20 protein-coding genes and 1 pseudogene are annotated in these 18,884 nt (G+C 43.7%); 3 read left to right on the top strand and 18 right to left on the bottom strand.

Going from position 1 to position 18,884, the window contains the following annotated elements; all coding sequences use genetic code 11:
- Positions 1-94 precede the first annotated feature (94 nt).
- Positions 95-544: a hypothetical protein gene (locus RIM23_RS16645; RefSeq protein WP_446368299.1), complete on the bottom strand. Its 450-nt coding sequence runs from the start codon at positions 542-544 to the stop codon at positions 95-97.
- A 254-nt stretch (positions 545-798) separates the two neighbouring features.
- On the opposite strand from RIM23_RS16645, the gene RIM23_RS16640 reads away from it, so the two are divergent.
- Entirely contained in the window at positions 799-1,023 is a 225-nt protein-coding gene (locus RIM23_RS16640) for a helix-turn-helix transcriptional regulator (protein WP_006102707.1), read from the top strand.
- A gap of 109 nt (positions 1,024-1,132) precedes the next feature.
- Here RIM23_RS16640 and cofH read toward each other — a convergent pair whose 3' ends face one another.
- The 13 genes from cofH to RIM23_RS16575 all read right to left on the bottom strand — a co-directional run bounded on the left by cofH (position 1,133) and on the right by RIM23_RS16575 (position 13,943).
- The gene (gene cofH, locus RIM23_RS16635; protein ID WP_446368298.1) at positions 1,133-2,287 is read right to left on the bottom strand and encodes a 7,8-didemethyl-8-hydroxy-5-deazariboflavin synthase subunit CofH; all 1,155 of its coding nucleotides are present in this window, start codon (positions 2,285-2,287) and stop codon (positions 1,133-1,135) included.
- 281 nt (positions 2,288-2,568) lie between these two features.
- On the bottom strand, positions 2,569-4,569 hold the full coding sequence (locus RIM23_RS16630; RefSeq protein ID WP_446368297.1) for an ArnT family glycosyltransferase: 2,001 nt from the start codon (positions 4,567-4,569) through the stop codon (positions 2,569-2,571).
- Between the two features lie 132 nt (positions 4,570-4,701).
- Complete coding sequence (locus RIM23_RS16625) at positions 4,702-6,306, bottom strand: glycosyltransferase family 39 protein (protein ID WP_446368296.1); 1,605 nt, start codon at positions 6,304-6,306, stop codon at positions 4,702-4,704.
- The gene (locus RIM23_RS16620; protein WP_446368295.1) at positions 6,296-7,888 is read right to left on the bottom strand and encodes an ArnT family glycosyltransferase; all 1,593 of its coding nucleotides are present in this window, start codon (positions 7,886-7,888) and stop codon (positions 6,296-6,298) included. The genes RIM23_RS16625 and RIM23_RS16620 overlap by 11 nt, the downstream gene beginning before the upstream one ends.
- Before the next feature lie 3 nt (positions 7,889-7,891).
- Positions 7,892-8,851: a glycosyltransferase family 2 protein gene (locus RIM23_RS16615; RefSeq protein WP_446368294.1), complete on the bottom strand. Its 960-nt coding sequence runs from the start codon at positions 8,849-8,851 to the stop codon at positions 7,892-7,894.
- A 113-nt stretch (positions 8,852-8,964) separates the two neighbouring features.
- Entirely contained in the window at positions 8,965-9,789 is an 825-nt protein-coding gene (gene proC / locus RIM23_RS16610) for a pyrroline-5-carboxylate reductase (RefSeq protein ID WP_446368293.1), read from the bottom strand.
- A 51-nt stretch (positions 9,790-9,840) separates the two neighbouring features.
- Positions 9,841-10,425 (bottom strand): cell division protein SepF, encoded by a 585-nt coding sequence (locus tag RIM23_RS16605; RefSeq protein ID WP_446368292.1) that lies wholly within the window; start codon positions 10,423-10,425, stop codon positions 9,841-9,843.
- 67 nt (positions 10,426-10,492) lie between these two features.
- The gene (locus RIM23_RS16600; RefSeq protein WP_446368291.1) at positions 10,493-10,663 is read right to left on the bottom strand and encodes a hypothetical protein; all 171 of its coding nucleotides are present in this window, start codon (positions 10,661-10,663) and stop codon (positions 10,493-10,495) included.
- Positions 10,664-10,859: 196 nt separating this feature from the next.
- Positions 10,860-11,531, bottom strand: a complete 672-nt coding sequence (locus RIM23_RS16595) for a YggS family pyridoxal phosphate-dependent enzyme (RefSeq protein WP_446368290.1) — start codon at positions 11,529-11,531, stop codon at positions 10,860-10,862.
- A gap of 66 nt (positions 11,532-11,597) precedes the next feature.
- Entirely contained in the window at positions 11,598-11,861 is a 264-nt protein-coding gene (gene pipX, locus RIM23_RS16590; protein ID WP_446335876.1) for a transcriptional coactivator PipX, read from the bottom strand.
- A 460-nt stretch (positions 11,862-12,321) separates the two neighbouring features.
- Positions 12,322-12,459 carry a hypothetical protein gene (locus RIM23_RS16585; protein WP_446368289.1) on the bottom strand — a complete coding sequence of 46 codons (138 nt, stop codon included), beginning with the start codon at positions 12,457-12,459 and terminating at the stop codon, positions 12,322-12,324.
- Positions 12,443-13,426 (bottom strand): helix-turn-helix domain-containing protein, encoded by a 984-nt coding sequence (locus RIM23_RS16580; protein ID WP_446368306.1) that lies wholly within the window; start codon positions 13,424-13,426, stop codon positions 12,443-12,445. The genes RIM23_RS16585 and RIM23_RS16580 overlap by 17 nt, the downstream gene beginning before the upstream one ends.
- Positions 13,368-13,943 carry an IS607 family transposase gene (locus RIM23_RS16575; RefSeq protein ID WP_446368288.1) on the bottom strand — a complete coding sequence of 192 codons (576 nt, stop codon included), beginning with the start codon at positions 13,941-13,943 and terminating at the stop codon, positions 13,368-13,370. Before RIM23_RS16575 ends, RIM23_RS16580 begins: the two co-directional genes overlap by 59 nt.
- A 71-nt stretch (positions 13,944-14,014) precedes the next feature.
- On the opposite strand from RIM23_RS16575, the gene RIM23_RS16570 reads away from it, so the two are divergent.
- Together RIM23_RS16570 and RIM23_RS16565 are read left to right on the top strand one after the other, a co-directional pair.
- Entirely contained in the window at positions 14,015-14,488 is a 474-nt protein-coding gene (locus RIM23_RS16570) for a molybdenum cofactor biosynthesis protein MoaE (protein ID WP_446368287.1), read from the top strand.
- A gap of 272 nt (positions 14,489-14,760) precedes the next feature.
- Positions 14,761-14,934, top strand: coding sequence for a hypothetical protein (locus tag RIM23_RS16565; protein ID WP_446368286.1), 174 nt, complete (start codon positions 14,761-14,763; stop codon positions 14,932-14,934).
- Here RIM23_RS16565 and RIM23_RS16560 read toward each other — a convergent pair.
- The 4 genes and pseudogenes from RIM23_RS16560 to RIM23_RS16545 form a co-directional block, all read right to left on the bottom strand.
- Complete coding sequence (locus tag RIM23_RS16560) at positions 14,906-17,179, bottom strand: restriction endonuclease subunit S (protein ID WP_446368285.1); 2,274 nt, start codon at positions 17,177-17,179, stop codon at positions 14,906-14,908. The two genes, RIM23_RS16565 and RIM23_RS16560, sit on opposite strands and share 29 nt — an antisense overlap.
- Positions 17,180-17,181: 2 nt before the next feature.
- Entirely contained in the window at positions 17,182-17,385 is a 204-nt protein-coding gene (locus RIM23_RS16555) for a hypothetical protein (RefSeq protein ID WP_446368284.1), read from the bottom strand.
- Positions 17,382-17,606, bottom strand: a complete 225-nt coding sequence (locus tag RIM23_RS16550) for a hypothetical protein (protein WP_446368283.1) — start codon at positions 17,604-17,606, stop codon at positions 17,382-17,384. The genes RIM23_RS16555 and RIM23_RS16550 overlap by 4 nt, the downstream gene beginning before the upstream one ends.
- 16 nt (positions 17,607-17,622) lie before the next feature.
- A pseudogene (locus RIM23_RS16545) lies at positions 17,623-18,744 on the bottom strand (HsdM family class I SAM-dependent methyltransferase); the annotation flags it as partial.
- Positions 18,745-18,884: the final 140 nt, after the last annotated feature.

The raw sequence follows: 18,884 nt of genomic DNA, 5'->3' as shown, positions 1-18,884 counted from the left end.
GTGGGCAAGATGAATCAATTCTCTATGTTGCAGCTTTTCAAGCTAGGGAATTCTTGCCCACCTTATCTAAAACGGTAACAGGAGTATTTATCGGCTAGTTTTCGTCAGGTACATCGAAAACCACTTCAAATTCCGCCGCAGGTATAAATCGATTTAACAACCGAAAATGATCCCAAGCATCCTGTCGATTGTAGAACCGGGCTACGGTGTAGCGACGAGCGTCGGGAAGTAACCGTACAATTGTCCAAGGATAGCTGTAGGCTTGAATCTGTCGTTTCGTCTCCTCGGTTTGTTGCTTAGTTAAGGCTTGCTGGATAATCCGGTAAAGCTGGGTTCTTTCGGGGTTGGTATTGTTTGGTAACAAATTCCATTCATTTATGGGCGCAGGGAGCCAGGTTAACAGATAGAACGTGATCTGACCCGGTTTGTGCAGTTTCCAAGATAGGCGATGGGCTTGTTTGTAGCACAGATACCCCTGTTCTCTGGCGATGGCGCAGATGCTTTCTCCTTCTCGGTGGAGTCGCAGCCAGTCAGTATGTTTCATAATAGATTCATCTCCTTTGTATGAGGGAGCCAGAGCCAGCGCGGAAACTTGGTCGGTCGAGGCGCTGGCTTCTGGTGCGGTATAGACTCACTGTCGTAATTGACAATAACGGGTGAACAAGGTGAGACACTGAGGAAAGAACGGGTAACTCAGAAGGTCTAGGGGCGATTGCTTTCCGAGTCGTCTGCTCTTTAGTGTATCTCTTGTTTTTACCGTTTCATCTATACCTTATAGTAATTACCGTTCAGTATAGAATGACTGAAGCAAGTAATCAAGTAACTTTGATGGAATTGCGAAACCGTGCTGGCTTAACTCGCCGACAAGTGGCGATGGAGTTGGGAGTGACAGAAAAAACAATCTACGTGTGGGAGACGAGTTCAAATCCACCTCGCCTGACAGTGGCTCAGGTTCAGCGCTTGATCGAGATGTTGAATTGTTCTATGGCGGAACTGGTTGAAGCGACAGAAAATCGATCTTAGAACGAATAGCACGTTCCTCGTATTCTGGTGGGCAGTGCCCACCCTACGGTATATTAAGGGTTTAGGCGATTATGCGCCCCTACTTTCGGAATTTTTTTCCCCTTTGGGCTTATGCAACTGAAAATTGCTGTAGCATCGGTCGATAAAGTGTATCTCGTTGCTGGTAGGGACGCCCTAGCGAACGAATCGCGTCCTGAAGCGTCTCAACTTCCATACAGGTTCCCCCTTGAGCGCCTGCCATGGTGGTGATATGTTCTTCCATTAACGTGCCGCCAATGTCATTACAGCCCCATCTGAGGGCTTCTTTCGCACCAGCAAGACCTAATTTCACCCAGCTTGGTTGATGGTTAGGAATCCAATTACCCAAGAAAATTCGCGCCACAGCCGTTAATAACAAAGCATCCTTGAGAATCGGTTGATCTCGCCCTACACGTTGACGTAGCGGTTTAGGGGCATCTTGACCGATAAACGGCAGTAGAATAAACTCTGTGATATAGCCGGAGTAGCTTTGATTGCGAGTTTGTTGCTGGAGCGATCGCAGCTTGGCTAAATGCCCCATTTGTTGTTGCTTAGTTTCAATATGACCCGAAAGCATCGTACTGGTTGTGGGCATTCCCAATCGATGCGCCGTTCCCACAATTTCTAACCAGGTTGCTGTATTCGTCTTTTCCGGACAAAGGATGCGCCGCACCTGATCATCTAAAACCTCAGCTGCTGTTCCTGGCATTGAACCAACCCCAGCCTCTTGCAGTGCGGTAATCACCTCAGCATAACTAAATCCATCTTGTTCAGCGATAAATTGGACTTCCTGGGGGGAGAAAGCATGGAGATGCAGTTGGGGAAATGCTTGCTTGATGGTTTGCACCAATTCCAGATAATAGGGTAAAGCCGCGCCATTAATTTTTGCCTCTGGGTTTAAACCCCCCTGCATACAAATTTCCGTCGCCCCCCGTTGTACTGCATCCCCCGTCTTTTCCAGAATTTGCCCCCAATTTAACCAATACGCACCCTCTGTACCCGCATCGCGGCGGAAGGCACAGAAACTGCAGTGCTGAGTACAAATATTGGTAAAGTTGATATTACGGTTAATCACGTAGGTGACGCGATCGCCAGCTTGATGGTAGCGCAATTGGTCAGCCGTTTCCTGAATCGCCGCCACAGCAGCCGATTCAGTTTGCTGTAGGAGAATCACACCTTCCTCTGGAGAAATGTCTTCACCAGCTAGGGCGCGGTTAAGAATTGCATCAACGGAGTTGGTAATCACAGGGTATCTGGGAAAGACAGGGAAACATTCATCTTGATACTACTATGCCCTAGAGTATCGAGCTAGTAATCATTGACACTCCCCCGGCTGAAGACGCAGGGGCTTGCACCATCGCATCTTTGTCATTAGCATGCCCTTTAGGGAAGCGAAGGGTCAATTGTAGGGGCGGGTTTAGGAACTAAAGTCAGCTATTGCTGAAATCAATGAACAACAAAACCCGCCCTATCTACCCATAACATATCAACAAAAACTGACCTTTTTAATAAGTTGGGAATTACCAATTATTTTACCTCTACCCTCTCTTTAATTAACACATTTATCTGGTCTGAGTTAGCTGACCAAGCGCTGACATAATTACTACTCTGAACCACCATTTCTTTAACGGGTTCCTCTTTACTACCTCTAACCGCAATAATGGCACAGGGATTAAAATTATTGTGGGGATATATCTTCGATTTTGCCTGAGAGCGATTATCTGGATGTAAAATATGCTCAAACCGAATAGTTTGAGGATTATTTTCCTGCAAAAGTACCCAAAATGGATATTCCCAATACGTCCCCGATGGTATAGGTGTACCTCCTAGAGATAACCCAATCGTTTCACAGTTTTGTTTTTTGAGAAAATCAACAGTCGCGAAATAGGGTTCTTTGAGATGTTTACGATTAGTAAAGTACAGTTCATTGCGGCTGGTATTAAATATATTTTGCTCGGCAGCAATCGGTCGGTATTTATTATTAACCATAAAGGGAATTGATGCTACGATCATAATCACAGCCAGAATCATTAAAACATGACAATTCCAGCTTTTGTTAAAAACTAAACCGACAAAAGATGAAAAGAGGACAAAGATTGAAAGATGATGGCGACTTTGATAAGGTTGGATTTTCAGCATCCAACAAAGGAGTAAGAAGCCACAAATTAATGCCAGGACATAACCGATTACATCTTTTTTCGTTCTTAATTCTTTATTAAATACAAAAACTATAATTGCTAAAGCGATAAGGAATAGATGCAGGGGATTTCCCGCAACATTTTCATCAAAGGATAGACCCGGAACTGTATAGGATTTTAGGGGATAAGTTGTTCTAGGATCATTCATGTTAACACCCAACACTGAATGAATTATACTGATTAATTTGTGGCTGATCCCAGTAGTCGGCGTAATAAAATCCTGTAGTCCTAGGTATCTAATGATATCAACATGGAGAGAAAGATTCCGAATAATATTTGAAATCCATGTCGGCAGGCTGTAGACTTCTATTTTATAGTCGGCTGAATATTCAGCTACCGATATGGGATTTCCATACAAATCAAAGTTGCGTGAATAATGACCCCAGTTCAGGCTTAAGAATATAAGTGTAACAATACTAATCGGTTTCCATAATTTCCAGCGTAGGCGGTTTAGTTTCGCCAGGAAAAACCAAACCATTAAAGGAAAGGCATAGATATAGCCTGAACTCTTGGTAAAAACAGCCAGTCCTAAGCTAGCGCCAATACTGAGAACTAAGGGAAGTGGAATCTTTTTTTCGGGCAATGCCAACAGAATAGAATGGGCAATACAAACCAGCCAAAAAGCGACAGCATAATCATTTTGAGTGCTGGACGCTTGCAAAATTCCCATGGGAATAGTAGCGCAGAAAATCGCCGCAAAAATTTGTCCCCGTTGATCTGCACCCAGTTGTTTAGCAATTAGGGATACGCCAATAATGCTGCCAATCATACTCAACCATTGCACCAAATTAGCCAAGCGATCGCCCCGACTGAGAATCCGTAAGTGCATGATCACGAATTCGGCAAATGGGGGGTGAACTAATTGAGCCGAATAGTAGGTGGGATAATGGGCAACACTGCGATTTTGTATCCAATGAACCACCCGCGCCAGATGATAGGTCATAGAATCCCAATTATTAGGCGGCGCTACCACAGCAATTAAACCCACTGTCGCCACAATACAGACGATACCGCCCAGCAAAACCAGTGAGACTGGGGTGAGTTTGGGGCGTTCAGGGAAATTTAGCGATCGCTTTCCTCTCTTAACCAGTCGATAATAGATAAACAAGAGTGCGATATCTGTAATCAGCCACAAGACTAAGACTGAACTAAATGTCAAGACTCTAAATAGACTTAACGTCTCAGTCAATACCGTGATCAAAACTCCCCAGACAATCGCTGCGGATAAGACGGAACCCCGCCAGTCTTGACCGGGAGACTGGAAAATTAGAAATAGAAGCAATAATGAGAGTAAAGGTAAGCCAGCCAGCATATTGATGATTCCGTTCACGAATTAAACCAATTGTTGATCAATTTAATACATATTGTTCAAAGGCAGCTTCCTTTTTTTTATGATATCCTTGCTATACCTGAGTTTCAAGTCTCTCAATTGTTACATCCTATTTAGGGTTGCTATATCCCTTCATTTATTTCTGGTAAGTTGCCATAGTTTGGTTTGAGTTGTATTAACAGGTGTTGTTTGCCGCTTCCAATTATAAATCTTTTTTATTTGATAATTATGATTTTTGTCAAATAAATAGTCCAATGTACTTTGGGACTGGTACACAAATACATCACTAAAACCATTGCCCACAGAATTTATATCTTGCCGCAAGCGAATATCTTGAAGAACAACATAGGGAGCAAGTGAATGACTAAGGGTACGCATATCGAACCACGCTGCTATAACTAGAGGCTGGTCTGTGGAGTTAACAATCTTAGCCACCTCAGGATGATAATATTCTCGACCTTTAGTCCACCATGTATCTGATTGGGATATGAAAACGCCAGAAAAAACTCCACTTGAAATTATAGCAACTGTCGCTAGCTGCCACAACTTATGGTGCCAATTCTTAAAATTCATAGCCGGATTAATCTTAGTAGCAAGCAGGTAACCAACAGCAATCTGAATACCCAAAGCAGACGGGATAAAATATCGTAGCGGCGTCGATCGCCTTCCTCCCAATAATAAATCAGGAAGCACTAAGAATAAAGCGGGTATTGCAATTAATATGCAGACAAACAGCCAAGCTCTCTTGTGAGTGTTACGACAGAGAAAGTAAATGGAATATAAAACTAGAATTAAAACGAGGACATAAATCCAGATATATTGATAATTAAAACTATCATTTAAGTCGATAAAAATATGGCTATTATTCACCAACCAGGTTTGAATTAACGATGTAATTGGTGTTGGATTATTACTCCATCCTGGAGATTGAGATCCAACTCCTTTTGAATCAGCGATAAGCACAAAAATCCAAGGTAAAAACAAGATAAATCCGGCAAAAGATGCCAGAAAGTAACTGATAACTGTTTTAGTGAATCGGACGCTTTCATGGATAACCACATAAATACCTTGTGCAATGGCAACCATTACAAAAATCAGATGGGTGTAGAGTCCCAATACCAAAGTTAATGTATAAATCCCCCAGTTAAACTTGTTGCTGACACGCATAGCTCGCAACAGTGTCCAGCTCGATAGTAAGATCATGACTGTCCATAGACTATATTGCCTTACTTCTTGGGCATAGAGTATGTGAAACGGAGAGATGGCAACAAGCATCATGGTTATCCATCCCACTAGCGGCGACTCAAATAATTCCAGGCATAACCAATAGATGCCAGGAAATGCCAATAAGCTAATCAGCGCCGACAAGCTTCTGGCTGTTGTTGTACCATTGAATAGCTGCATCCACAATCGCGCCATCAGGTAATATAGAGGAGGATGGGCTGGGACTTCTGCAACCGCTTTAATCGTATCGATTAAACTTTTTTCCGGGCAGGGCTGCTGATAGTTTTCTACCTCTTTTACCGTCATTTCTGCACCCTGAAGTAAGGCGACTTGAATTAATTCAGAACTCGTGCAGCCAGAAATCCAGTTTAGGCTATCAGCTTCATCACCCCAGTAGGGTTTTTTATCTAAATTTGCAAAGCGAAAAAATATCCCCAAAACCAACACAACAATGACAATTAATTGCCAATGCTTATTGTTAGTTGATTTCGGCTGAGACTGTTTATATTGCATGATCATCATCTTGAATTATTTTATAATAATAAAAACCAGCTTCTCTGTGAATTAACTTATAATGATCTCCTAGCTTTTCAATGCCACCATATTTTCTCTGGTTTTCTTGAAAAAGGGCATCGGCTTCTTTTAATTCAATCAAATCCACTGTGACTCGTTTTTCAATAGCAGCAAGCTGACTCAAACTCACTGGAAGTTTCCAAATCACTCTCACGGGATAATCGTCAATGGCAAAATAGAAATTGCCTTGACTTATTACGGCTTGAGGCTTGAGTTGATATTGGTCAACAACTTTTTTTAGTCTTTCATTTCTAATCGACATATAGGAATACTGTTTGTGTTGAGAAAGCCTAAGTTGTTGCCAGGTAACTGTACTGGAATTGTACAAAAAAATACAAGATACCAATCCGATAATAATTGCGCTCCAAGTTTGCCAACTCTTAATCCCTTTATTAGCGCGAACAATCCACTGATATAAACCAATTACAAATAAAAGCGAAAGTAAAGGAGATATAAAATAAAGCGCTCTAGAACCTCGCCAAAATACATAGTCATATATTATTAAAATGGCAACCAAGACAATTATAAGGGTATTGAAGTTAATGAAAACAAGTCCACTATATAATTGCTTTTTTTGATTCTGGGAATTATCAGTATCCGGGTATTTGCCTGTGAAATAATTAAATAAAGATCCAAGACAGAGAAGCAGCATTGACAAAGTAGTCATCCCTTCCCCACTCTTCCAGTCTAACCTTAAAATCTTAATAATGTTTTTTTTGAAATTCCCGATGATCAGATGAATTTTAGCCAACAACCCTGGGGATGATAAAACTTCTGTCGGTGTATAGGGATAAATTTCTCGATTTTGAGACAAAGGATATAGAACAACTATAAATAATAGGACAAAACATGACAATAATCCCAATAATGTTTTTTGATTGTCTGGTCGTTTGCTTATTAAAACCCAAGTTGCAGTTATCGGCATAAAAGCCAATAGAAACGGCTTAATTAAGTAAGCCATTCCTAAAGCTAAAGACAAAAATAAACCTTTAGTAAAACCCTCTTTATTGAACAAGCAAATTGTGACAATTATTAGGGTGATAGTAGCTGCCGACGTTTCACTCATTATAGACTGTGCCGACATGAGGGTGAGAGGATACAAAAGATAAACAATGACTCCCCCTATCCCTACCCAATGATTCGCCAGTCTTTTTCCTAATCTATATGTGAGTATTACTGTAATTGTCAGCAGGCAATAATTGACAAAAAAAGGAGTTTTTTCATTAATCCCTCCCAGCAAAAATCCCAAACTTAAAATAAGGGGATAGCCAGGAAGGTGAGTATCTTTAGTGGGGTAGCCTTTTGAGATAATGCTGCTCGATATATAATGGTGGCTATTAAAATCAAAATTATTTCTGATGTTTTGGGCAACTGTGTAATAGAGAGTCTCATCAAACCATTTTATTTGTAAAGTCATTGGTTTGGTAAAATAGAGAGAAATAAAAACAATACAAAGCAGGATTAAGTAGGGAGTAACTTTCTTGACTACTAGACGGGAGCGGTCATTAGTTGGCTCTGGCATGAATCATTTTTGTGCGTTATTCGTTTGACTTGAAAATCCCCCCACTTCAGCTAGGGTGTAAAGGGGTCGGGCTTTGACCTCTTCATAAATTCGCCCAATATACTCGCCTAATATGCCGATACTGATAAGCTGAACTGATCCCAGAAAGAAAATGGCGATCGCGATCGTGGCAAATCCTGTTAAGGGGGAATTGGGTGAGGTTAAACGCCAGTACAGGACTAACACCGACATGAATAAAGCTAACGCCGCCGACAGCAATCCGAGATACGTGGATAGTCGTAACGGTACTTTAGAGAACGAGACTAAACTGTTCACGGCTAACGCCAAGGATTTACGAAATGTGTATTTAACGTCCCCAGCAAAACGGGGATCACGTTCAAACCGAATAGCGGTTTGCCGAAAACCCACCCACGATCGCAAGCCTCGAATGTAGCGGTTTTGTTCTGACATGGCATTGAGCAGATCAACGATTTGCCGATCCATTAAACAAAAATCACCGGTATCTGTGGGAATATCCACCTCGGCGAGAGACTTGAGTAGACGATAAAATACATAAGCAGTGAAGCGCTTAAACACACGTTCCTGACGACGTTTAATGCGCTGAGCATAAACCACTTGATAGCCTTGTCGCCACTTTTCCACCATATCTGGGATCAACTCCGGTGGGTCTTGCAAATCCGCATCTAGGACAACAATAACCTGACCCCGGGCAAAATTCAGACCCGCCGTTACGGCAATCTGGTGACCAAAATTGCGTGCCAAACTCAGATAACAGACTCGCTTGTCCTGCTGGTGAAGTTCTCGGATTATCTGTACTGAGCGATCGCGACTGCCATCATTAATTAAAATGAATTCTACAAGCCCATCCATGCGATCGGCGACAGCGCTGATCCGACGATACATTTCCCAGAGGGTTTCTTCTTCGTTATAGATGGGAATGATCCAAGAATACTTTGGCGGCATCGTCTGTTAAATTTTAATTTAGGTAATTCGATGTCACCTCAATTAACTTGGGGGAGCTATAAGACCCACAGAAGATAAAATAAATGACGAATGACCAATGACCAATGACGATCCTATTGACCCAATTGTTGAGAGCGTCGATAAGCGGCTTGTACGGCTTCTATAAGTGCTGAACGGAAACCGGCACGCTCTAATTCAGCAATTCCAGCAATTGTAGTGCCACCCGGACTTGTCACTTGGTCTTTAAGTTGAGCGGGGTGGATTTGTTTATCCTGCAACAGTTGTGCGGTTCCCCATACCGTAGAAAGAGCTAATTTAGACGCGATCGCTCTCGGTAGTCCGGCGGCTACACCCCCATCAGCTAAGGCTTCAATCATCATTGCCACGTAAGCCGGTCCTGAGCCCGATAATCCGGTGACAGCATCCATTAAGGATTCCGACACCTCTACCACGTCGCCCACCGCACCAAAAATGGTTTTTGCCCGCTCCAGGTGGTTAGGGGTGACGGTTTTCCCTGGTGCGATCGCGCTTATTCCTGCCCCTACAGTTGCTGGCGTATTTGGCATCGCCCGAATGACTGGCTGATGCTCAAATACGGCTTCAAGTTTCCTGAGAGACACACCCGCTAAAATCGAAATTACTAGAGGCAGGTTTTCTTTCTGGGGAGGAGTATTGCTACAGTTCAACGCCAAGTCACTCGCTACCGCCTTAAACGCTTGAGGTTTAACTGCCAAGAGTAAAATGTCCCCAGCTTCCGCCGCCGCCCCGTTATCCGAGGTCACTCTAACCCCATACAGTTGCCTTAAAACCTCTCGTCGCTGTGCTTGGGGATCACTGACGAGCACATCATCAGGGCGATAAACTTGCTGAGCGATTAGGCGAGATAAGATCGCTTCTCCCATTACCCCACCGCCGATTATGCCAAGCTTGATAGACACCCACCCTTCCTTGAATGAACGGACATTCGATTCTCGACAATTTTAATTAGATTACTGAGCCATCCGATCCGGCTCAGACGTCCAACTCGGAGGAGGCGCTGAACGTGGCGCACGAGTTGGTTCAGAAACTTCGTGAATTACACCTGATTGAGTGCTAACCTGCACACAACTTGGTGTAAACAGGAAAATACTCTCACCAATACGCTCTTGATGACCGTCAATCGCATAAGTTCCACCCGCGACAAAATCCACGGCTCGTTGAGCTTGATCTGGGTCCATCATGGTTAGATTTAAAACCACAGACTTGCGTTCTCGCAGGGCTTGAATCACCTGGGGCATTTCTTCAAACGAACGTGGCTCGATGACGGCGACTTCCGAAATACCGTTTACCGCTCCCGGCATACCAATCACATTATTCATGTTTACCGCTCCCATTCCTGAATCCGATCCTACAACGGTTCGTTCCCGAACCCGACGTCGAGGAGGACGTTCTTCCTCCGCAGGCGCTGGCATAGGTGGTTCTTGCTGATATAGATTTTGATACGTCTCTCCATCCACATCCTCGTATTCATACTCATATTCGGGATCATTAGGACCAACCACAAAATCTCGCAGCTTGTTAAAAATATTGTTCATTGGATCTACTCTCCATCACAACTTTAGGATTTGTCAGGAAACGCTAGAATCGACCGTTACATAAAACTTAAACAAATCTACCAATACCCGGTAAAATCTGTAGTTTACTTCCTGCTTCACTCTGGCGGTGACGGCACTCGACCAGTCCACAGGCTCTTCCCCAGTACGGGCTTGGTAACCAAGCCCGTACTGCGGCTTGCTCCAAATTGAAGGATGCATTCCAGTCTCCGCCTAACATTTCCTACCACCGGAGCTTGGTAAAAGTAAGCCCTTAGTATACCACTCGCTTCTAGTCAAACGGGTAATTCTATGCCCATAGGGGAGAAAATACCCAGGAATTACTCACAAGACAATACTTATCATAAGAGTTATTTTGGCACTATACAGCAGTTGCTTACTCATGATGCTGATTAATCGCTCCATTCCTCGCCTACTTAATCCCCACGTTCACCAAAAATAGTACGCCCTAGTCGTACCATCGTTGCACCCGCTTGAACCGCTAGGGCATAATCCTCTGACATTCCCATAGAAAGCTGCTGCATTCGCAAATTCGACCAATTTTGCTGTCCAATTTCATTAGCCAGATCACGAGTCCGCTCAAAGACACCCATAGTTTCCTGGGAGGACAATCCCAAAGGTGGAATCGTCATTAATCCTTGAATTTGCAACGCTTTACACTGATCCAGTTCAGGTAGAGTTGAGAGCAATTCCGGTATAGTCCAACCATACTTATGAGGATCAGGCATAATTTTGACTTGGAGACAGATTTGGGGGCTGACGGCGAACTCAGAGGCGAATTGATTCAGTCGCTGGGCTAACTTGAGGCTGTCACAGGAATGAATCCACTGAAATTGAGTTAAGGCTTTTTTCGCCTTATTGCTCTGAAGATGTCCGATCAAATGCCAGGTAATGTCAGGCAAATCTTGAAGTTCTTCCTGTTTAGCCGCCGCCTCTTGAACTTGACTCTCGCCAAAATCTCGCACGCCAGCTTGATAGGCTTCGCGCATCGCCTCTACCGACACTCGTTTAGTCACAGCAATTAACCGCACGTCTGGCGGTAGCTGTTGGCGAATCTGAGCAATACGTTCTGTAATTGAGCCTGTCATGATTTGAGATGAGCAATAAGGGAGTCACGAGAGAGAGTGAATCATCCAAAAATCAACCGCTACTGCTCATTGGAATGTTTGCTTATGAATTTTCTGAAGCTGCTCAAAATCTTTGGATGCACCCATACGACGGAGAATGCGGAGACGATTTTCCACTAAATGGCGAGCATCTGAACGACTAATCGGTTCAAACGCCAAACCATTCGAGCCAGTCGTCACCAAAAAAAATAGGCGCTGGGCGTAGAGAGTGGTGAACAGTTCCTGGTTCTCTTCAACCATGCAAACACGAAAAAGTAAACCAAAGGTGGGATGATTTAGATAGGTTTCCATTAAAACCCTGGGATAGAGCTGTTAAACAACAGATTGGACATAAGAGAATGAGTATTGGAGGAGATGTCGCATAGGTTAGTCATTGTTAAGCACAATTATCAATAGGTCATCGAGAGATCAGCTAAATTAGTCTACAGCTTATTATTGATTCTCCCAAACTCACCGCAGCCCTTCACAGTGCTACCATCCTCAAATCGTTATATCACGCTTAGCATTGCTTAAGGCATCCTCTGGTCATTGTATAAGCTGTTGTGGATCTAAGAAGCACAATAGACCTATGAGTTTTCTGTGGGTTGCCGATTCCCTGTTCCCTGTGCCGAGATCAAACCGCTTCGCTGCTTGCTACCTTTATGCCAAAACTCATATAGCGAAAGGCTCCAAGGCTCCAGGGTGCCAAGGTTGAAGGCTTATTACGGGTACGTGGTTGTTTGGGCTTTTCGACGACAGCCGTACCATTAAGTTAAGTAAGGGCGCGATCGCTACTGCCAAGGTTGTCAGTCATTTCTGTTGACCACAAGGGTGAATCTCCCTGCACCTGTGCGGTACAAATAAAATATTCTCCATCTACCGATATATTTTTGCTAACATTTGCTAACAATGCACTCGAAAAGACAAGCTCTTAGAGAGGGGATATCTCCCAAAGCCCGCAGGAAAATCCCACGAGCGCCATTGATGTCCCTGTCCATCCGAAATCCATCACCACCAACAATGACCTTCTTTCCACCTAGATTGGGAATGATTTCACCTGTCCAGCTTACAGTTTTACTGGTATAGGCTTCATTGCAATCGAGTACAACTAAAAACCGAGCAACTTTGTGATGCATCTCGTCAATTAAATGGCGAATTCTCAATCTTAATCGGTCAGCCGCCTTTCTTAATCTTCGACGTTGTTTAGCTTTGGCTAATGCCAGTCGGGAAATCAAATCATCAAGGTAATAACAGAGTCGTTGAATGCGTCCAATGTCTCCCGTCCCTATCCAACCAAAGCTATCTTCGGTAAACAGAGTAAGGATTGACCGAACACCAGGGTCTAGTGCCACGACCCGCCCTTGGTTCTCGGACGCTTGTCGTGGCACGTCATGGGGAACGCAGATGTAGTGTTGAGAGTGATGGAACACCAATCGGCAATCCCCAATATTGTCGGGCAACTGTTCTGTGTAGCGTATTTTGCCCAATATTGTGTAATATATCCCCAAGTCAGTTACGGCTGATTTTGGGATGTAACAAGACTGAATTTTATTTTTACGAGAACGGAATTTGACTTTCTTTCTTTGTCCCGTTCTCTTGTACTTTTTATTGGCTTCTCTTACGGCTGTACAAGCGTCCTTAATCGCTATTGACTTAATTTGATAAGGGACTTCTTTACACCACTCTGGCAAAGAGTCTAGTATGCCTCCTTTGATGGCTTTCCAGTTAGCTTTGGTGTCGGGTTGTTGTAAGTATTCAACAGTCTTGTTGAATACAAACCTTGACACTCCCATCCATCTGTTCACCAAATTTCTCTGCTCAGGACTCAGGTAAATCCGTATCTTCTTTGATTTTCTTGCCGTACTTCCTAAGTCCATGCATCCGACTAGAGTTGACATGGATAATGGAGAGTAAATCTTGGGTAAGCTCTGATTGAGGACAGTATACAGTCTGGTCGAGAACCACGATGTTGCCACCGTTTTGCTCGACCAGATACTGTATAAGCTCGAATCCAAATCGGCACAGTCTGTCTTTGCAGGCAACAACAATTGTGAGCTTATCCCCTTTAAGAAGTCTGTCCAGTAGGGAACGCAATCCTTTCCTCTTGAAGTTGAGTCCACTTCCAATGTCTTTAACGATTTCGGCTCGTGGGTAGAGAGACTGCATATAAGCGACTTGTCTGGCGAGATCATCTCGCTGCTTGGGACTCGATACTCGACAATAACAAATAGTGGCACTTCCAGCACTTGCTCCCAAATAGGCTTCAACGTCAAACATACGTTGTCCTGCCGGATTGCGTATAGAGGGAATGATGCCATTATCCGCGTACTTCCTTAACGTGTTTTTGTGTAATCCTAGTCGCTTAACGGCTTCTCTTAAAGGAACGTAGCCCATGTGAGCAAGAATAAGCTTACATTAGCATATAGTACCATATCAGCTATCTGTTGTTAACCCCCAAAGTAACCATGTCTATAGCCTCTCCCCAAAAACCGCAAACCCATGATAACTTTGCCATAACCTTTGCCCCCCTATCCCTCGCCGATGCCTATACCCTCGCCGATGATCCCGCTAATGGTGCAGTCGTCGTCATGAGTGGCACCGTCCGCAACCAAACCGAAGGCAAACCCGTGGTATCACTGGAATATCAAGCCTACGAACCCATGGCATTGCGCGTATTTGCCACCATTGCCCAAGACATTCGACGAACTTGGGCTGACGTCAATCGCGTCGTCATTCACCATCGCATCGGACGCCTACAAATTGGCGAAATTAGCGTCTTAGTTGCCATCGGCTGTCCCCATCGTTCAGAAGCCTTTGCTGCCTGTAAATATGCCATTGATACCTTAAAACATAACGCCCCCATCTGGAAAAAAGAACACTATCAAGATGGTGCCAGTACCTGGGTGAGTATTGGCGCGTGTGAACATAAGAATCAGTAGGTTTCAAGACTGACACATTGACAAAAAAAGATAGCTTGTGCTGCGAGAGCAACAGCTTATGGCGATTTGTCTGTGGGCTTCACTCTTTGTCAAATCAGACTAACCCCAAAACCGTTGTCGGACTACCCGAAGTGGGTTCAGGCGAGTAAAGGAGAGCGATCGCGCTCAATAGAAGGGAAATTCATCCTGCTTGTCACCTTTGTCGGAGTAGGTTGGGTTGAGGAACGAAACCCAACGAGAGCAGGTTAGGTGAACATTCTGTCCAACCTGACATGTACCCTTTACCCCACACTCACCAAAGAACAAAAAGACCAGATTCCCCAAGTGTTGCGGCTGTGGCGCACATCGAAGCCGCCCTAGTCGAAACGCCAGTCGAAATAGTACGTTCAAGAGCATCGTCAGGAAAGCGCGATCGCACTAAACGCTTACACCGACAACATCCTTAATAAACTGAATAAGTCGTTCATCGCCATTCTGGCAATGTCTGTGTAGCATTCGGAATACAGCCGCTTTCAAGAACGCTTTATCTTTGAATCCATTACTTTCTTGATATGATCTATATTTTCTAATAGCATCAATTAATTCTTCAGTAGAAGTAGGCACAGAGTCGCAATACTTACAATAGTTTCCAAATTCTCTCAGATAAGAAGTAAAACCTTCATTCAATACATCTCTTTCATATCGTTCTCGAATGTGGAACACATCATCCCAAGTCGCCACTTCTTCAGTATTAGAGCCAAAATCAATCTCCCATTTTGGTAGTCGCTCTCCAGTTTTTCCGAGTTCCCCAACAAAAGGCTGGCTGTTATCGAGAGACACCGTAAGTGTTCCGTGGTTATAAGGATCAAATGACTTACGACGAGTACCGTCATCTTTTCTAAGAATATCCTGAGCCAGCTTATAGCGTGAATTGCATTTGTTTCCCATTGGCACAAGGTTGCGTAAGTTTGCCGCCGCAAAAGCATATTTTTCTTTTGATAGATAATGATCCAATGCTTCACGGCGCGCCCCTGGTGCATCGAAGGGTTCATATCCACAAAATGGGCAGATGTGATCAGAAACCGCATCATAGATTGCCTTGTAGTGCTGATCTCGAATTTCTAAATCTTCCTCTTTCAGAATCTCGAATGCGTAAATAAAGAGATCCCTGACTGGTTTATGAATGATTTGAGGTAAATCTTGAATTGTCTCACAGTCATGTTGGCAAGACAAAAGAAGGGCTATCTTATTTTGATCATTGAATGCTTGTAAAATTCGATCTCGTTCTGAAGCACTAATAGTTTTCAATGGTTCCTGATAGTTTTTCAATTTATCTCCCAAGCTTAGTCTTCTTGGATTAGGATTTTTCGATATCTTTAAACGACGTAACTCACCACGAAATGCTTTAGACAACAAAGTAGGTGTTAGCTGCTCGACTCGTGTAAGCGCATTTTGATAGCGAGCTTCAATGCGATCAGCGTAAGCAAATAATACCTCTATACGGCGAACAATTTCACTCTGTTCTTCTGCCGGAGGAATAACTATCGGTAATGCAGATAGAAGAGATTTATTGATTGAAGCTAGATTTGTCGTCTGTTTGCCAACCGAAAGAAAGTAGGCGGCTCCCCGTAAATTTCCATACCAAGAAAAGAATTTTGGTTCAAAAAGTTCGTTTTTAAGACGGACTCTGAATACGTGATTTTGAAATGTACAGCGTTCAATTTCACCGTCCCATACCCAGCCTCTACCAAGCTTATCAATATCACCACCTTCGTTAAAAAGGATATCCCCTCGACTGAGCAACAATTCTTCAATGCGTCGCTGGGGTACTCGAATATTTTTTATCTCACTTAAATCAAAAAAGCCTCGTTGTACATTAGCAACTCTCAAATAAGGCAACTCTTCATACGCTGGATATTGCTTCTTTGAATCTTTGGTAATTCCACCAACAATTTCTGCAATTTCTCCTAGTCGAGCTACATTCCAACTTACGGGAAACCTAAAATCACCAAAGCAACGTGCATCTGCAAAGCAAAAGTCAGTTAATTCGTCTTCAATTTCTCTATTACAATCTACATTTCTATGTTCAGTCCGCCAGTTCTCGGTCAACTTGCCTGATGTTGCATCAGCGATAACAGCTTGTCTAAAATCTTTAAGAATGCACGATACACGCTCTAGGCGATCGCGACACGCATCTACCCGTACTAGCAATCTATCAAGCTTATCAGCAATCAGTTTCTGTTCTTTAAGTGGAGCAAGTGCCAACGGTAGCTGAGCCGCAACCGAACTTGAAAGTTCTTTGAAAGTTGTACCAGTTGCCATAGCTTCAGCAACAGGTTTAATGTGCTTTAGATAAAAGTAGACAAATCGACTATCAATACCTTCTGGTAATACAAAGCTCTTAAATCCTTGATTAGTGGTTAATTCATTCGCAGCGATTGCAACATAACCAACTGGAGCACGACTGGAGAAGAGTACACTGCCTGCTGGAATTTTTGTAGCTGAGCAAGCAGAAAATCCCTTGTCGGAAAGATTTCTTCCACCACGGCTGATATAGATATCTTTGTAGCCACTTAGGTCAGCAGGTGTGATCCACGGAATGCCACCTTCAGTAGTGAAATTAGTCAAGTCTTTTGATGGAGGAGTCCCTCCACTAACTATTTGGGTAACTTCGCCAATTTTGCAGCGAACCCATCCTTCTGGTATCTCCACACTCACGCATCAACCTCCCAATCTTCAACCTGCAACCCATCCACACGCCCAAACTCTTTTGTATTATGTGTCATTAGCATTAGATTATTTGCCAGAGCTATTGCGACAATTTGTAAGTCGTAAGCTCGAATGGGTATCCCTTTTACATTCAAATTTATGCCTTTTAAATAAATAATGCAGACATTTGTATCAAGAAGATATTTCATTCTAGGGGTTCGCGTTCAGGTTGTTCATTTTGAGGATGTCTAATAAATGGGTCATCTTGAATACATCCGTAAAACCGTGAAACAGAGGCAGCTTCAACTTCTTTGGGCAGCGTTGTTTGATAGACAATGACAACCTCAATATCCGTATCTCTCATGTCAGGTAAATGAACCTTAAAAAGACCATCACTACCGATATAGGATTTTAGTGTGATGCTCTGCATCGTTCTCACTCTGTACCTACAAACTGATTTCTTCTCCCAATTCTTGCACAATGCCCTGTAACTCGGCTATTGCTGCTTCCAGTTCACTGATTGCTTCCTGGGCAAGGATTGCAGGTTCAGGTAACTCGCCGTTCTCCTCTTCCCGTTCATCTTTCAGCCAAGAGATGTCTAAATTGTCGTCACGTTCAGCAATCCAGTCACGGGAAAATCGTCTAAAGCGTCCTTCTTCTCCGGTATCAGTACGCTGTGCCAGACTAGCAGAACCACCCAATGGATCATCGCCAAAGAAGGCTTCAAACTCAGCAAAATGTTCACGCTTCAGCGATGTACGCCGTCCAAACTGGGGAGTGTTAGTACGCAGGTCATACACCCACACTTCCTTAGTATTGCCTGTTTGCTTCTTCCCACGGGTAAAAAACAACACGTTTGTCTTAACACCCTGAGCATAGAAAATACCAGAGGGTAAACGCAAAATCGTATGAAGATTGCATTTGTCCATTAAAGCAGTCCGGATTTGACGTCCCACGTTGCTTTCAAACAGCACATTGTCAGGAAACACCGCAGCAGCACGACCTCCGGGCTTCAACCCCAGGTAAATGTGTTGCAAAAAGCAAAACTGTTTATTGCTGGTAGGAAACTTAAAATCTGAACGGTTAGGCAAACCTCCACCTTTTTTGCTGCCAAATGGCGGATTGGTGAGAATCAGCGTCGCTGGCGGTAAGGCTTGTCCATCGGGTGAAAGCGTATCACCATAATGTATGCCTGCACCTTGGGGATCAGAATCTAGCCCATGGAGGATCAAATTCATTAATGCCAGACGATGAGTGTCTTGGACATGCTCCATGCCATAAAAGGTATTGCCGTGATATTTGTTGTTTTGTTTGTTAGTCCAACCATCCGGATTACTATGTTCTCGGATATAGCGATTGGCAGCAATTAAGAATCCCCCTGTACCCGCAGCAGGATCTTGAATAATGTCATCCAGGGTAGGACACATCACGCGCACCATACTGTCAATTAGCGGACGGGGCGTAAAATACTGCCCAGCCCCAGCCTTCTTTTCATTCGCGTTTTTCTCTAACAACCCTTCGTAGACATCACCCAGTCCCTCTCGCTTGGCACTATACCAGTCAAGCTTTTGACACTCCCCGCCCTACAAGTGCGGGGATTCTTTGTTCATCGACTCAACTTGCTTTGACAGGATTTCTCCAATCAAAGTAGAGGTCGGGTCTCCCAAAGCGTTCAGATCTGAGATCCAAGTTCCGACGTGACCCGCCG

It is taken from the genome of Coleofasciculus sp. G3-WIS-01, assembly GCF_040223135.1.
Taxonomy (GTDB): Bacteria; Cyanobacteriota; Cyanobacteriia; order Cyanobacteriales; family Coleofasciculaceae; genus Coleofasciculus.
This window is presented reverse-complemented; position numbering and strand designations above follow the sequence as displayed.

Coding starts and splice junctions, on each gene's coding strand:
- pipX (WP_446335876.1), bottom strand. CDS start 11,861: ATGGAAACCTATCTAAATCATCCCACCTTTGGTTTACTTTTTCGTGTT.
- RIM23_RS16595 (WP_446368290.1), bottom strand. CDS start 11,531: ATGACAGGCTCAATTACAGAACGTATTGCTCAGATTCGCCAACAGCTA.
- RIM23_RS16550 (WP_446368283.1), bottom strand. CDS start 17,606: ATGCAGAGCATCACACTAAAATCCTATATCGGTAGTGATGGTCTTTTT.
- RIM23_RS16565 (WP_446368286.1), top strand. CDS start 14,761: ATGTACCCTTTACCCCACACTCACCAAAGAACAAAAAGACCAGATTCC.
- RIM23_RS16555 (WP_446368284.1), bottom strand. CDS start 17,385: ATGAAATATCTTCTTGATACAAATGTCTGCATTATTTATTTAAAAGGC.
- RIM23_RS16645 (WP_446368299.1), bottom strand. CDS start 544: ATGAAACATACTGACTGGCTGCGACTCCACCGAGAAGGAGAAAGCATC.
- RIM23_RS16640 (WP_006102707.1), top strand. CDS start 799: ATGACTGAAGCAAGTAATCAAGTAACTTTGATGGAATTGCGAAACCGT.
- RIM23_RS16615 (WP_446368294.1), bottom strand. CDS start 8,851: ATGCCGCCAAAGTATTCTTGGATCATTCCCATCTATAACGAAGAAGAA.
- RIM23_RS16620 (WP_446368295.1), bottom strand. CDS start 7,888: ATGCCAGAGCCAACTAATGACCGCTCCCGTCTAGTAGTCAAGAAAGTT.
- RIM23_RS16580 (WP_446368306.1), bottom strand. CDS start 13,426: ATGGACTTAGGAAGTACGGCAAGAAAATCAAAGAAGATACGGATTTAC.
- RIM23_RS16575 (WP_446368288.1), bottom strand. CDS start 13,943: ATGGGCTACGTTCCTTTAAGAGAAGCCGTTAAGCGACTAGGATTACAC.
- RIM23_RS16625 (WP_446368296.1), bottom strand. CDS start 6,306: ATGCAATATAAACAGTCTCAGCCGAAATCAACTAACAATAAGCATTGG.
- RIM23_RS16605 (WP_446368292.1), bottom strand. CDS start 10,425: ATGAACAATATTTTTAACAAGCTGCGAGATTTTGTGGTTGGTCCTAAT.
- RIM23_RS16570 (WP_446368287.1), top strand. CDS start 14,015: ATGTCTATAGCCTCTCCCCAAAAACCGCAAACCCATGATAACTTTGCC.
- RIM23_RS16600 (WP_446368291.1), bottom strand. CDS start 10,663: ATGTTAGGCGGAGACTGGAATGCATCCTTCAATTTGGAGCAAGCCGCA.